Origin of the sequence: Cnuella takakiae, assembly GCF_001953305.1 — a bacterium.
Classification (GTDB): Bacteria; Bacteroidota; Bacteroidia; order Chitinophagales; family Chitinophagaceae; genus Flavisolibacter; species Flavisolibacter takakiae.
The window spans coordinates 4,496,088-4,510,545 of sequence record NZ_MTFE01000010.1 but is presented as its reverse complement, the minus strand read 5'-3'; the positions used below and the strand labels follow the sequence as shown (position 1 = coordinate 4,510,545).

The 14,458-nt window shown below is 50.9% G+C and carries 15 protein-coding genes, 1 tRNA gene and 1 riboswitch; of the genes, 6 read left to right on the top strand and 10 right to left on the bottom strand.

The genetic code is table 11. The features are described 5' to 3' along the window. Positions 1-200: 200 nt before the first annotated feature. From BUE76_RS24030 to BUE76_RS19330, 6 genes are all read left to right on the top strand, one after another. The gene (locus BUE76_RS24030; RefSeq protein WP_143157350.1) at positions 201-596 is read left to right on the top strand and encodes a hypothetical protein; all 396 of its coding nucleotides are present in this window, start codon (positions 201-203) and stop codon (positions 594-596) included. Positions 597-628: 32 nt separating this feature from the next. Continuing rightward, positions 629-1,192: a hypothetical protein gene (locus tag BUE76_RS19350; protein ID WP_143157351.1), complete on the top strand. Its 564-nt coding sequence runs from the start codon at positions 629-631 to the stop codon at positions 1,190-1,192. Positions 1,193-1,635: 443 nt separating this feature from the next. After that, a complete protein-coding gene (locus BUE76_RS19345; RefSeq protein WP_073044750.1) occupies positions 1,636-2,934 on the top strand; it encodes a WcaI family glycosyltransferase in 1,299 nt (432 codons plus the stop codon). 350 nt (positions 2,935-3,284) lie between these two features. Further along, on the top strand, positions 3,285-3,518 hold the full coding sequence (locus BUE76_RS19340; protein ID WP_073044751.1) for a PID-CTERM protein-sorting domain-containing protein: 234 nt from the start codon (positions 3,285-3,287) through the stop codon (positions 3,516-3,518). Between the two features lie 204 nt (positions 3,519-3,722). Continuing rightward, positions 3,723-4,292, top strand: coding sequence for an exosortase/archaeosortase family protein (locus BUE76_RS19335; protein ID WP_073044753.1), 570 nt, complete (start codon positions 3,723-3,725; stop codon positions 4,290-4,292). A 46-nt stretch (positions 4,293-4,338) separates the two neighbouring features. Beyond that, the gene (locus BUE76_RS19330; protein ID WP_073044755.1) at positions 4,339-5,211 is read left to right on the top strand and encodes a sugar phosphate nucleotidyltransferase; all 873 of its coding nucleotides are present in this window, start codon (positions 4,339-4,341) and stop codon (positions 5,209-5,211) included. A gap of 135 nt (positions 5,212-5,346) precedes the next feature. On the opposite strand, the gene BUE76_RS19325 is transcribed toward BUE76_RS19330, so the two are convergent. From BUE76_RS19325 to BUE76_RS19280, 10 genes are all read right to left on the bottom strand, one after another. Continuing rightward, positions 5,347-5,418 (bottom strand) — tRNA-Arg (locus BUE76_RS19325). Positions 5,419-5,439: 21 nt separating this feature from the next. After that, positions 5,440-6,018, bottom strand: a complete 579-nt coding sequence (locus BUE76_RS19320) for a MarC family protein (RefSeq protein WP_073044757.1) — start codon at positions 6,016-6,018, stop codon at positions 5,440-5,442. A gap of 160 nt (positions 6,019-6,178) precedes the next feature. Continuing rightward, on the bottom strand, positions 6,179-6,778 hold the full coding sequence (cobC, locus tag BUE76_RS19315) for an alpha-ribazole phosphatase (RefSeq protein ID WP_073044758.1): 600 nt from the start codon (positions 6,776-6,778) through the stop codon (positions 6,179-6,181). After that, positions 6,763-7,560, bottom strand: a complete 798-nt coding sequence (locus BUE76_RS19310; RefSeq protein WP_073044760.1) for an adenosylcobinamide-GDP ribazoletransferase — start codon at positions 7,558-7,560, stop codon at positions 6,763-6,765. Before BUE76_RS19310 ends, cobC begins: the two co-directional genes overlap by 16 nt. 322 nt (positions 7,561-7,882) lie before the next feature. Next, complete coding sequence (gene cobT, locus BUE76_RS19305) at positions 7,883-8,911, bottom strand: nicotinate-nucleotide--dimethylbenzimidazole phosphoribosyltransferase (RefSeq protein ID WP_073044762.1); 1,029 nt, start codon at positions 8,909-8,911, stop codon at positions 7,883-7,885. A 3-nt stretch (positions 8,912-8,914) separates the two neighbouring features. Next, positions 8,915-9,634, bottom strand: a complete 720-nt coding sequence (locus BUE76_RS19300; RefSeq protein ID WP_073044764.1) for a Dph6-related ATP pyrophosphatase — start codon at positions 9,632-9,634, stop codon at positions 8,915-8,917. A gap of 8 nt (positions 9,635-9,642) precedes the next feature. After that, positions 9,643-10,152, bottom strand: a complete 510-nt coding sequence (locus BUE76_RS19295; RefSeq protein ID WP_073044766.1) for a bifunctional adenosylcobinamide kinase/adenosylcobinamide-phosphate guanylyltransferase — start codon at positions 10,150-10,152, stop codon at positions 9,643-9,645. 345 nt (positions 10,153-10,497) lie between these two features. Further along, positions 10,498-11,433 carry an ABC transporter substrate-binding protein gene (locus BUE76_RS19290; RefSeq protein ID WP_073044767.1) on the bottom strand — a complete coding sequence of 312 codons (936 nt, stop codon included), beginning with the start codon at positions 11,431-11,433 and terminating at the stop codon, positions 10,498-10,500. A 139-nt stretch (positions 11,434-11,572) separates the two neighbouring features. Beyond that, positions 11,573-12,151, bottom strand: coding sequence for a DUF6580 family putative transport protein (locus BUE76_RS19285; protein WP_073044834.1), 579 nt, complete (start codon positions 12,149-12,151; stop codon positions 11,573-11,575). A gap of 59 nt (positions 12,152-12,210) precedes the next feature. Then, complete coding sequence (locus tag BUE76_RS19280; protein ID WP_073044769.1) at positions 12,211-14,064, bottom strand: TonB-dependent receptor plug domain-containing protein; 1,854 nt, start codon at positions 14,062-14,064, stop codon at positions 12,211-12,213. Between the two features lie 99 nt (positions 14,065-14,163). Further along, a riboswitch (cobalamin riboswitch) is annotated at positions 14,164-14,415 on the bottom strand. Between the last annotated feature and the right edge of the window lie 43 nt (positions 14,416-14,458).

Sequence of the window (14,458 nt, the reverse complement as noted above, 5' to 3'; positions counted from 1 at the left end):
GGTACTCCAGCATGGTACGATTTCTAATATCCGGCCAAGATATGTAAACCAAAGACGATCCTAACATTTTGGAATTGCTTCCTAATGTATGGAGAACCTTCAATCTTATATGATTTCTGGGCTTTTTTCAATTCGGTTTTATTCATACCAAGTGTTTTCCTGCTACTGCAGCACATGCAAATGATACCTTCTATTGTTCCTTGACCTTGGCCCACTGTCCAACAACTTTGGAGCATTACTGGGATGTGCTTATCACTTGTTTTAATTACTATTACATGATCAGGTTGCATTATAAAAAGGGGTTACTGCTTTTGGGGGTAGCCGTACTACTGGGTGTAGTTGCCCTTGAATGGGTTCTTCGCTATAAGTTTGGCTTTTGTGATGCGGTGCTGACGCAGGCCGATAAGGACTTTGAATATGTTGCCCAGCCCAACCAGGACCGGAAACGTTTTGGCAACCGGATATTTACAATGCTTTTTCCCAGCGCAATGAAGCTGTATCTGCCGGGGATTCAATCGTTGTGGCCGGGTTTGGTGATTCCGTTATCAACGGTGGTACCCAGTCTGATCAGGATAGTTTGGCTACAACAAAATTGAGCAGGTACCTGTCCCGGAAATTCAGGAAGCCAGTGAAGGTGCTCAACATTAGCTATGGTTCCTGGGGACCGGATAATTGTTATGCTTACCTGGAAAAGTATGGAACCTTTGGTGCACAAAAATTCCTGTTGCTGGTAAGCTCACATGATGCTTACGACAACATGAACTTTGTTCCTACTGTTGATGTATTGCCAGCTTATTCCTCCAAACAATTTCCGCTTGCCATTATGGAATTGGTAGACCGCTATCTAATGCCAGCTACCAATAAGAAGACGGAAACACCTGAACGAATGCTGGCCATTAACAAAAAGGAAAGAAACTCCGTGTTCAATTCCGGTTTTGGCAATTTTCTATCCTTTTGCCGCAGCCACAATATTCCACTCCTGGTATACCTGCACGCCGAAAAAGAAGAGCGGATCGCTGGCAAATACAATGCACAGGGTGTCGAAATTATCAATTTTTGTAAGCAGCACAACCTGCCCATCATTAAAGAGCTGGATTATGAAATGCCCGCTTCAGCTTACCGGGATGTTATCCACCCAAACGATGCCGGGCAGGACTATATATTCAGGATATTAAAAGATACCATCCTGTAACTTTTGTAAAAGGCAACTGGCTTGGCTGGTACCATCAGGTATTGTTTTTAGTAGTGTTCAGCTATTGTTAGCCAGAAACCGGAATTGCCTTTTTCCGCTAGCAGAACTCCCATGTTTCCTGGGTTAGCAAAGCCCTCATTAAGTTTTCTTTCTAGTAGTATCGCCGGCAATGTCTACATCATGTTGCAGTTGCATGATGTAGCAACTATGCATTTTTTTCAATGGTATTAACTACCGCTGCCTACCTGGTTTTTATATAATGATTTTCTGTTGTGGTACTGTTTATTAACTACAACGAACCTGTTCTTTACTGCCCTTTCCATCACAACATCGTTTGCCAATTCTCCCTTGTTCCCGATCCAATTTTTGTTGGTACCCTATAGCCTTACTGCTCCCTGCCTGACGGGCCTTTAACTCCTGAATATTTAATTAATTCCTAAGTGATGCGAAAACCAAGAATTCTGCTTATCGGGGGAAACTATTTTCCCGAGCCTACCGGTATTGGTAAATACAATGCCGAAATGTTGGATTGGCTGGCCAGCCAGGGTCACGAATGTGCCGTGGTTACTACCTATCCTTATTACCCTTTCTGGAAAGTGCAGGAGCCTTATGGCCTGGGAGCATCCTGGTTTCGCCGCGAGGAAAGAATAAGTGAAGGCGAGAAGATAAAAGTATACCGCTGTCCGCACTATGTGTCCCGGCAGCCATCGGGTATGAAGCGGATCCTCTCTGACCTTAGTTTTTTTATCAGTGCATTCCTGCAGTTGTTGGTATTGCTTTTTGGCAAGCGGTATGATTATGTGATCACCGTAGTGCCGCCTTTTCAATTGGGTTTGCTGGGTGTGTTGTACAAATGGGTTAGAAAGGCAACCCTGATCTTTCATGTGCAGGACCTGCAGATAGATGCGGCTAAAGAGCTGGGTATGATCAAGTCGCGGTGGTTGCTCAACATCATGTTTGCCATTGAACGATTTATCCTGCACCGGGCCGACCATGTCAGCAGCATCTCCAATGGCATGATGCAACGCATTGAAGAAAAGTGCAGTAAGCCGATCCTGTTTTTTCCCAACTGGGTGGATACGGAATTCTTTTTCCCGATTCCCAACAAAGAATTGCTGAAAAAGGAATTCGGGTTTTCGCCCAAAGACAAGATCATCCTGTACTCCGGCGCAGTAGGCGAAAAGCAGGGACTTGAATCCATCATACAGATAGCAGGACAGGTAAATGGGCCGCACCTGCAGTTTGTTATTTGTGGTACCGGACCATACAAAGAGAAGCTGAAGGCCATGGCCGCGGATGCAGGACTGTCCAATGTGCATTTCATGCCGGTACAACCAAAGGAGCGCTTCAACGAGTTTTTAAATATGGCAGATGTGCACCTGGTGCTGCAGAAGGCTAAGGCTGATGATCTGGTGATGCCATCAAAGCTTACTTCCATACTATCTGTTGGTGGTCTTGCACTGGTTACCGCATCGGCCAACTCCAGCCTGCATAGCCTTGTGTCGCAAAACGGCATTGGCGTAGCTATTGAGCCGGAGAACGGGCAGGCACTGGTAGATGCAATTCATCAATTGATAGAACACCCGTACGAAAAGGTAAAACAACATGCACGCCTTTATGCTGAAGAGTTCCTGACCATGAATCGGATCATGCACCGCTACTTTACACAGGTGCAACTGATTGCCAGCCCGGAAAAAGAACGCGTAGTGCTTGTGGCCCGCGACCAGCTGGAGCTAAATTGATAGTCACCCTGTGTAACCCTGCTGGCCAGTGAGGTAATTGGCATTGAGTGGGCCAAAGCTCAGGATATGCCCACTTAATATTAGCAATGTATTGAGATGCGAGTGATTCGTAAATAGGATTGGGTGAACAGATCCAATTAGCCTGTTATGCCCTTGCTTTTGTACACAAATTCAGCCTGTCTTACTATAAATGATGATGCCGGTTTAACTGCTGCATTACAACCGTTTTGTAGAAGGAGTACAACGACCGGCTTTTTGCCCTGCAAACCATACCTGGAATATTCAACTGAATAAGTTGTGTGTCCGGAAATTGTTGCAAGTCCTTTTTTATTCACAAAAAACAAACAGTCATGAAGAAAAAGTCCATGTTTTTTTCAATGGTTTTATTGGCTAGCCTTTGTTCTGCACCTTCTATGGTGCATGCACAGCGAGGCAATAATGGTAATAGCCATGGCAATGCCAATGGCCATGATGCGCCGATCGATGGCGGCTTGTCGTTGTTGCTGGCTGCAGGCATTGGCGCCGGGGCCAAGAAAGCTTATGACAAAAGAAAGGCAAAGTTGCAGGAAGGCGCTGCAGACTAGCGCTGTAGTGTAAAGCCTGAACCTACAAACAAGCACAAAACTGAAGTTCCTGCTCTTTGTTGTTGGACTGTTGTGGCCCGATGGCCTGCTGCCTGACGATGGATATGGACATAGCAGCTTATTCCTGCTTTTGCTTTTCAAACAAGGCCGCTTGCGCTCTGCTGCCGGCCTTGTTCTTTCCCCCTACCAGAACCTGCACGATACATGTATTTGAAAAAGCTTTCCACCGCACTTGACCTTTCATTTACCTTCAAGTTCCTCGGGCTTTTTGCCGTGCTATATTATTTCCATCTTTTCTATTGGGGCCTAACCACGCCCGATGGCACCGTTTATAGCTCCTTCCTCGATCTTCACTTCAATTATATCAACTGGTGGACCTCCCTCATTGTGCATACTGCAAAGGCAGCTTCGGCAACGCTCGGGTTGGTTACTGAAATCAAGGGCCTCAAAACCCTGCAAACCAATAATGGCAGTTGGGTTAATGTAAATTTTGCCTGTTTGGGGTTTGGCGTGCTGAGTTTTTGGTTTGCCTTTGTTTGGGCCTCCAGGGTAGGCCTGCGCAAAATGATGATGTGGACCCTTGCAGGCCTAATAGGATTTTTTGTTTTAAACAGCATCCGTATTTGCGTGCTCCTGTATGCCCTCCACCAGAACTGGCAGGTAAACAGGTTTATGGATCACCATGAAACGTTCAATGTTATTACTTACCTGTTTATTTTTCTCCTGATCTACCTTTTCTCCCGTGTGCCGGACCAGAAGGTAAAATCAGTCTGACCGCTTGGTGTCTGCTCTTTAGTTGTATCAGTTAGATCTACATGCCATGTCCCTCCAGATTAATAAAACTTTTGTAGCCATTATCACCCACAGATTTGAAGCATCCCTCAGCGGGCCGGAAGAAACCTTCCTGCCAAGAGCCTTCACCGATTTTTTGGGTACGGGAAAAACCCTGCTTCAGCAGACCTTTGAACGGTTTGTTCCGCATGTTCCTTCCGAGCACATCATCATCGTTACCGCGGCAGTATACCGGGCACTTGCAATGGAGCAGTTGCCCTTAATTCATCCAGGCCAGGTTATGGGTGTTCCGGTCAGTAAATCACCTGCAGCGATTCTTGCCCATCTTGCTTTTAAACTGCCGCAGCAGGATTCCGGTGTTTCCCTGATTGTTGCCCCTGCCGACCACCTGGTGTTGCAAAACCATGCATTCCTGCATGTTTGCAGCCATGCCATCGGCGTTGTAAACAGCAGGGGTGGGGTGGTTGTGCTTGGCGTTCAGCCCACCCATGTCAACCAATATTACCGGTACATCAAGAGGAGTGCAAAATGTGTGGATGAGGGAGTGTTCCGGGTCGAACAATTCCTGGAACATACTACTGTCCAGTACCCTTCTTTTCACCCTGAGGACCGGTATTTATGGCATACGGGCATTTATATCTGGAAAGTGACCGACCTGCTTGGCGCAATCAGGCGGCTGCTCCCCACTTTGTTCCGGTGCTTTAAAAACGCTGCCCTTTCTTTTAACAGCGCATCAGAAGAAGCTGCTTTACAACTTGCTTATGCCTCCAGCCCCGCTGCTAATTTTGATACAGAGGCCTTTTGTAAGTCGGAAAAAATTTATGTGATACCTGGATCTTTTGGCTGGAGCGATATCGGCACCTGGTATGAACCCCAAAGCCCTCCGTCAGAAACTACATAGTTGCCACTTCGCAGGTCACCGTGATGCTTGCTGGTGATATTTTCATCATCGTTCTTCAAATAGTACAATAAAAATCCCCGCAGGCGTATTCCGCTGCGGGGATTTTTATTGTATCAACGGTGTTGATGTAGGAAGTGGCCACGCCGCGAATCGAACGCGGATCAAAGGCTTCGGAGACCCTTATACTATCCATTGTACTACGTGGCCGGATAGGGGCTGCAAGATAAGTTACTTGAACAAACCCTGCGCATTGGTAGCAAAAATCTTTACCGCAATGGCCAAAAGGATGACGCCAAAGAATTTTCGGACGGCGATCAGTCCGGCTGGACCCAGCAGCCTTTCGATAAATGCCAGCGATTTCAACACCACGTACACGATGATCAGGTTGAGCAGGATACCGAGCAGGAGCGTGGTTTGGTCGTAGTTGGCTTTAAGCGAAATAATGGTGGTAAGGGTACCAGAGCCGGCAATGAGCGGAAAGGCAATCGGCACCACTGTGGATGCCCTGATATCCGGTTCGCTTTTAAACAGCTCGTGGCCCAGTACCATTTCCAGCCCCAGGATAAAGATCACGATAGAGCCGCCCACGGCAAAGGAGCGTACATCCAGGCCCAGCAGGTTGAGAAATGGCTGCCCGATAAAAAGAAACAATACCATCAATCCACCCGAGATCAGGGTTGCCCTTGCCTCGCGGATCTCGCCCAGTTTGCCCTTTAGGGATATCAGGATGGGAATGCTTCCAATGATATCGATGATGGCAAATAGGGTGAAAGTTACCGTGAGGAGTTCTTTTATGTTGATGGGCATGCGGGTGGTTTGGGGCAAAGATAGCGGGAAGGGGTCGCTGATTTCGGATGTGTCATTTCGGATCCCGGATCTGGAATGTGCGATTTCAGACCTTGGATATGCGAAGACTGATTAGCATAGTACATTCAATGTTTTCGGGTAATACCTAAATCCGCGATCCTTAGATCTTCGTTGGCCGGTGTTGTTCTTTCTCCGCTGGCGGGTTGTGGAGCACGGAGTGGGTGAGGGTTTCATTATCGAGGTGTACCCGTACCACGCAGCCATAACGGAGCGAAAACACATTGAAAGATTCGTGGAGTGCAACCTGTTCCACATGCGAAAGGATGCTGCGGATCACACCGCCATGCGCCACTACTGCAACAGCGCCTTTGCGGGGCAGGGTTTCAAAAAAAGAAACGACGCGGTCGTATAGCTGCAGGTAACTTTCACCGCCGGGAATACACACGTTTACAAAGTCATCCATCCAGCGCTTGAGGTAGTCGGGTTCAATTTCGTCCCAGAGCTTGAGCTCCCAGTCGCCGCAGTTGATTTCTTTCAGGCGGTCTTCAAACCTGATGGCATGGTTGGGGAAAAGGAATTCGGCCAGCTTGCGGCAGCGTTGCAGCGGGCTGCTGAAGACATGGCTGATATGTTGGGGAAGGTGTGGCCGGATGCACTGTGCTTCCTGCTCGAAGCTTTCGGTGATGTCGAGGTCGGCCTGGCCATAGCACTGGCCTTTTTTAATGTCGGGTGTGGTGTGGCGGATCAGGTAAACTTCCATAGTATCAGCATGGTCAGGTAACAAATGATTTCGCTGGTTTGTTGGATGCTGCCCAGGCAGTCGCCGGTATGGCCGCCGATCCATTTCTTGAAATAGCGATTCATCAATACCGTACCCAACAGCAATACCGGGAAGATAAGACCCAAAAAGGAAAGCGGCAGAAAGAGAAAAGGCAGCAGGGCAAAAATCAGCGCAACGATAAAGGAACCTGGGCTAAGCTTTTGGGCTGCGGAAGGTTTCGATTTGCTCACATCATCAGGCGTCACATAGGGATAAAACTGGATGCTGATCACGGCCATCATGCGGCTGATGCCATGCACGGCCAGCAGGGTAACGGGTGCCAGCAGGTAAATACTTTTGCCGGAGTGGTACTCCATAAGGGGCAGCAGCTCGCGCAGCAAAAGGAACTTGGCCGCCAGTATGCTGATGAGGCCAATGGTGCCATAAGTGCCCAGGCGGCTGTCTTTCATGATGTCGAGGATATTTTGCTTGGTCCAGCCGCCGCCAAAACCATCACATACATCGGCAAAGCCGTCTTCATGAAAAGCGCCGGTGGTGAGCACACTGGCAATCATCATGGCCAGCACGGCCAGTTCCACCGACAGGACTTGCAGCGCCAACAACAAAACCCCTGCACTGATGCCGCCAACGATCCAGCCAATTAAAGGAAAGTAGCGGGAGGATTTTTCCAGGTACTCAGGCGAGTGGTCCGTCATCCGGGGCACCGGCAGGCGGGTCAGAAACATCAGGGCGGTAAAGAAAATGCGGAGTTCTTTTTTCAAGGTGGTGGTATTACTTGAATGTTGGTTTGATGTGTTTTCGTCTTGTCTTCGCATGTCGGCATCTCCTTCTTACTTCGGCGTACCTCTTTACAGATGGGGATGCCGAAACAAGTTCGGCATGGCCGTGTTTGAAGGCTCTGTCATGCCGACGTATGGCAGCATCTCCTGCTTACTTCGGAGTACCTGTATTCGAAAGGGATGCCGAGACGAGCCCGGCAAGACAGTGTCCTTAGTTAATGTCGTATCGTCTCGCGTTAGGCGAGATCGGCATTTCCTGCTGCTTTAATACATGCAAATAAAAGGGGGATTGCAGATTTGATAACTACTGCTTTTCTGAAACCCCCGCACTGGCAAACGAAGCCATTTCATGTACAAACAAAACCGCCGATTGCACCAGCGGGATGGCCAGTGCGGCACCGGTGCCCTCACCCAGGCGCATGTCCAAATGGAGCAGGGGTTTTGCACCCAGGGCTTCCAGCATTTTCTGGTGGCCCTGTTCGCCGCTGCAATGGGCAAAAATACAGTTGTTGACCACCGCAGGAACGATAGCCCTTGCCAGCAGCAGGGCCGCGGTAGTAATAAAGCCATCCACAACCATCACCAGGCCCTGTGCACAAGCTTCCAGGTAGGCGCCGGTCATCATGGCTATTTCAAAACCGCCAATCACTTGCAGCAGTTCCAACGGCTTTTGGTGCAGGGCTTCAATTTGGTGCAGCCTGGATACTGTTTCCAGCGTGCTGATCTTTGTTCGCAGTTGCGCATCATCGGCACCGGTGCCCCTGCCCACGCATTCGGAAACGGGCAGCTGCAGCAGGCTGCTCATGATCAGGGCGGCACTGGAAGTATTGCCAATACCCATCTCGCCAAATCCAATGGTATTGCAACCGGCAGCGGATAATTGCTGCACCACTTCACGGCCCTTGTGCAGGGCAGTGGCACACTGCTCCGCTGTCATTGCAGGCCCTTCCAGGTAGTTGGCCGTGCCTGCGGCTATTTTGTGTTGCAGCAAACGGGTGTCCTGTAATAACGGTTCCTCCCATTGGCAGGCCACACCGGCATCCACGATGGAAAGGCCGATGTGATGTTGCCGGCAAAAAACATTGATGGCAGCACCGCCCCCCAGGAAGTTAAGGACCATTTGCGCCGTTACTGCCTGCGGGTAAGGGTTAACCAGGCCGGTAGTGGCAATGCCATGGTCGGCGGCAAATACCACGATGTGGGGTTTGCTGATGGTTGGCTTGCTGGTGTTTTGTACCAGGCCCACCTGTAGCGCAATGGCTTCCAGCTGGCCGAGTGCACCTAATGGTTTTGTTTTCTGGTCAATGATCTGTTGGAGTTCCTGTCGGAGCATATTTTAAGCGGGTAGGAGGTCAAGAAAATAAAAGCCGCTGGGCGGTTGGGGCGTAGGGCTGAAGCACTGGTTTTTTTCATCTTTGGGTGCGGCATATTCCCGGTACACTTTTTCACCCACTGTAAAAGCAATGGGTTGTTGGAAAATTGGGCCATCAAAAACAAAGCTGTGGTACTCGCCATTCTCGCCGCAGGGATCAACGCTGTCGGGTAAGTCGGCCAGGAAGCTTTCGTCGATGATACGGCCGCAAAAGCTTTCGTCGAGGTGCCTGCCGTTGACGCAAACAATCACGGCTTTGAACCCGAGCCCGATAAACTCAGCTATCAACTCGCGGGTGTCTTTTTGCCACAGGGGAAAGAGGCAGGGCATGGATAGCCTGGCCAGCTGTTCCTCTCGGTAGCGCTTCAGGTCTTCCAGAAAAATATCACCAAAGATGGCTGCCTCAAAACCTTCGGCACGCAGTTGTGAAACGCCTTTTTCCATGATGCGCTCATAGTCGCTCATGCCGGGCATTTCGGGCAGTTCGGCAGTGTGCAAAGGCAGCCCGATGGAACGGGCCTGTGCTTCCAGCAACTCCCTGCGCACACCATGCATGGATACCCTGTTGTGGGCGGCATTCACGCTGGTGTACAGGGCGCTTACCTGCAGTGCCGGGTTTTGTAAGACGTAATGAAGGGCTAGAGATGAATCCTTACCGCCGCTCCAGTTGAAGTATGTTTTCATGGGTTGGGTTATTTAAGGTGCAGGGGCAGCCCGCTTACCATAAAGCTGACCTTATCGGCTTTTGCCGCGATGTATTGGTTGGCCCAGCCCTGGAGGTCGGTAAACCTGCGGCCGATCTCCGTATTGGCATGGAGGCCCATACCCAGCTCGTTGCTGATGATAAAGAAATGCCCCTCCAGGGCAGCCAGTGCGTCTACCTCTTTTTGCAAATCGGAAAGGGTAGGAGCCGCATTGTAGCGATGCCGGCCACCGATATTGGTGAGCCAAAGGGTCACGCAGTCGATCACCACCACCTTACCCTGCAGCGCTTGTTGCGATGGGTACAACGGCTCTTCAAGGGTGGTCCAGCGCTCGTCGCGGTCCGCCTGGTGGCGGTGAATGCGTTCGCTGAATTCAGCATCGTTTTGGGGCTGCTTCGCGGTAGCCAGGTAAACGGGGTTTTGCGATAACCCGAGAGCCAGCTCCTGTGCATACCTGCTTTTGCCGCTGCGGGCACCGCCTGTGATGAAATGGATCATGCCGGGGGTTAGTGAATGGTGAATGGTGAATAGTGAATGGGCGTGCTAGCGTTAAGGTTTTCTCCCTGATCGGCGTACCCGATTAAGGAAGGGGATGCTGAAACAAGTTCAGCATGACAGTACCCGAGTTCTCCGTCATGTTGAACTTGTTTCAGCATCTCCTGCTTACTTCGGAGTACCTGTTTACAGAAGGGGATGCCGAGACGAGCTCGGCATGACAGCTCCTACAGACACTGTCATGCTGACGAATGTCAGCATCCCCTGCCATCTTCGGAGTACCTGTGTACCGAAGTGGATGCCGACCTCGCCTGGGGCGAAACGACATGACAGCATCTACATGTCTTGTTATGCCAATACTTTCACTTCCGCTGCATTGCAGTACTTGTGTTGCAGGTGCGCCGGCACGGCAAAAAGTTCGGGGTGGAAAAGTGCTGCCAGGATCTCAATACCATCTACCAGGGTGCCAGCGCTGGGCTGGGTGAAGCGGTCAAAATCTACCAGGTAAACCTGGCCGTTTTTAACCGCTTCCAGGTCCTGCCATCCCGGCTTTTGCGCCAGCAGGTGCAGTTCTTCGGCGGCCCTGCCGATGTGGAAACCACAGGGTGCAATTACCAGTACTTCGGGGTTATACTTTACAATCTTCTCCCAGGGTGTTACAATGCTGTCGCCGGCAGGGCTGGCGAGCATATCGATGCCGCCGGCCTGCGCCACCTGGAAGGGTATCCAATGGCCACAGTTGTAAATGGGTTCGATCCATTCCAGCAGGCTCACCCTTTTCAGGGGCATGCGGTGCTTGCGCAAAGTGTCCAGTATGTCCTGGGTGCGTGCCTGCAGGCCGGCGAGGTAGCGGTAGGCTTTTTCTTCCGCTCCCGCAGCCCTGGCAATGGTCACTGCTGTTTGAAACACATCCTCCAGGCTTTGGGGCGTGAGGGGAATAAGCAAGGGTTGCTTTTCCAGTTTGGCAACGGCATTGGCGGTGCAGGCGGTATCGATCTGGCATACCTCGCACACGTCCTGCGTAAAGATGATGTCGGGGGCTATTTGCTGGAGCAGGGATTCGTCCACATAATAGAGGCTTTTGCCCTGTGCCTTGGATGCCGAAAAGATGCGGTCGATCTCTGCGGAACTGTATTGTTTGTCCTCCAGTACACAGCGCACCACTTTGGGCTTTTCGGCAAGGGCCTGTTGCGGGCACTCGAAGGTGACGCCGTGCAAAAGATGCTGCAGGCCCATGTCGTAGATCATCTGGGTAGCTGCGGGGAGAAAGGAGCAGATTTTCATGGTGAATGGGGGAGATTAGTGATTGGTGATTTGTGATTAGTAATTGGTGATTGGTGCATCATTCGCTAGGTACATTTTTCTACCAGTAAAATGATAGTTGCCCTATTGTAATCACCAATCACTACGCACCAATTACATCCTATGCTACCTGCAACTGCTTATTCCTTTGCTGCAGCCATTCAAATGCGCCAAACATAATGCCGCTGTACACCAGGGTGCCGGCAATGAAGTTCAGCTCGAAAGGGATGGCAGCTACGAGGCAGGCGCCGAAACCAGCGGCTGTTTGGGGGTAAATAGAACTGCCCAGCCAAACACCAAAATCAGTAACGATCCAGTGGATCAGGGTGCATACAAAAGCCGACAGCAATACAGAGCTGGCGGAAACCTTTTTGATCAGCAGGCGGCCGGTGATGGCCATCAGTGCAAAGGCGCCATAAACCCAGTACCAGCCGCTATACAGCAGCCCGCTGCTGTACTGGCTGAACACGGTTTGCTGCAATACGATATCACTTACCAGGAGGGTGAGCAGGGGAAAGCCCACCGCCTTGCCGCGCTGGCTGAAGTAGGCGCCGCCAAAAAGAGCCATGGCGCCCAGGGGTGTAAAGTTGGTGAGCGGCGACAGCTCGCTGCTGAAGTTGAACAGGACACGCAGTGCGCCTGTCAGCGCAATGAACAGGAAGAGTGTCGTGTTGCGGGGATTGAATTTGGGTAATGACATGTTGCAGGTTTTATCGTTGGTAAAAAAAGAGCAGGGCATGGCTGCCCTGCTCCGGAAGATTACAATGTAAACCGGATACCCAGTTGTGCGTTGCGACCCTGTACACTGTAGCCATACACTTCGGAGTAGTCCTTCTTGTTGGCCAGGTTGCGTACATCAGCAAAGATGCGCAGGCGCTGGTTTACCAGCTGGTACTCGGCATAGGCATGCACCAGGGCATAGGCTTCCAGGGACTTGTTTTCTGCCGTCCAGAAATTGGCCGGGTTGAAAAACACATCATCCCTTTTGCCCAGGTACTGGAGCGAGGCGCTCACAAAAAAGGCCTTGCTGACCTGGTACCCTGCAAACAGGTTGAACGTGTTCTTGGGGCGGCGCAGCAGGTTGTAAAAGCTGGTGTCCTTTGTTTGCAGCTTCTGGGTGATGGCGCCATCAACAAAAGTATAGTTGGCGCGGAAGTTCCACTGCTGGTTGGGTTGGTACTGCAGTTCCAGTTCGGCACCCTTGTCGTGTTGCTTGTCGCGGTTCTGGTATCCCTGGCGCCAGTCGTAAATGATCACGTTTTTTATAGTACGGTCAAAGTAGTTGGCACGAACGGAAAGCTTGCCATCGGCCAGCCAGGTTTGCACGCCACCCTGGAAAGATTGTGATGTTTCAGGCTTTAATGTCGCATTGGCGCCAAAAGGTCCAAAGAGTTCGCTGATGCCGGGGGCACGGAAGCCAGTGCTCAGGTTGGCAAAAAGCTTCACCTGGCTGGTCAGCAGAATGGAAGGGTTGATGCTGTAGGTAAAATTGTCGCCGTACTGGTTGTGGTGGTTGTAGCGGCCACCCAATTCGGCATTGAACTTTTTACCCGGTTTGAAATACAAGGAACTATACAGGCTGAACAGGTTATTTACCGTATCGATGCTAGGCATCCGGTAGGTTTGGAAGTTAACGCCTGCCAGCAATTGCAGTTTGCTGTTGAGGGTTTGGTTTACATAAGCCTCGGCCTGGTTGAAGGTTCCCCTGAACGGCAATCCATTGTAGTTGCGGAGCACATAATTATGGCCAAAGTTTACGTGGAGGGTGCCGGTGCCATAGGTAGCAGTGCCATTCAAACCCACGTTCTGCAAGCGGGCATCATAGCGGTTGGCGCCATCGGTAAAGGCATCTGCATCGTAATTGCCTTTGTACTCGGTATAGCGGTAGAAAGGCGAGAGCTTGATCTTATCGGTGATATTGATACCGAGGTTGGCCTGGAGGGCGTTGCGCTGGAAACCATCTTTATCAAAACCTGCTTTGCCGGTCGTGTCAAGCGCTTCCGAGATGCCGTCGGTGCTGTAGCGCTCGTAGTTGACGCTATAATCCAGCACTTTTCCCTTGCGGCTCACATTGGCATTGCCGCGGAAGGTGTTGTAGCTGCCATAGGCCAGCAGTCCATTGATGGTTGGCGTGGTGCTGGTTGCTTTTTTGGTAATGATATTGAGCACACCGGCAATGGCGTTGGAGCCATAGAGGGTGCTCTGGCTGCCTTTCAAGATTTCAATCCGTTCGATCTGGTCGATGGGCAGGAGTCGGAGGTCGAAGGTGCCGCCGGTTGCCGAAGGGTCGTTTACCGCTACGCCATCCAGCAGGATCAGCGTATAGTTGGAGGAAGCGCCCTGGAGAAACAGGGACTTGTCCTTGCCTGGGTTGGCATTGGCGCTGTTGAGGGTGATGCCTGCCTGCTCGCTGAGGAGCTGGGCCAGGTCCTTGCCGCCGCTGCGCTGGAGCTGCTGCGTGGTGATCACCGATACCACCTTGCCGGTATTGCTTTGCTTTTGGGCAAAGCGGTTGGCGGTTACTACTACTTCGTCGAGCGCTGTGGTGTCGCGCTGTGCTTGTGCGATACTGCCGAAAGCTACTGCAGTCACAAGAAAAAGGTGCTTTTTCATTGCTGTTGGAAAGTTGTGACTGCTCCCGAAAAAAAAGATAGAAATATAAATGCCCGTACGCGACGTTTACATTTCATGCCCTTCACCCGAAAGCATTAAATGGAAATTGCGTAACCGGCAGGTCTTCTGGCTTGCTGGCTGGCCGATACCTTCCCGGGTTTTTAGACCTTCCATCTCTTTAAGAGCTGGAAGGTCTTTTTGACCCAGTGGTCTGAAGATCGGTCAGTGTCTCGCTGGGGGCGAAACGCTACAGCTTACAGCTACGGGGATAGCGCCGGTTTCGCACCGGACTTCCCTTTTAATCCCTCGGGCAGACTTGAGCCTCCGGGAACCGCTTACGCCGCAAAAATAGGGAGTTGGGGGTTATGGGTTTGGAGTTTAGGGTTTGGTGTTG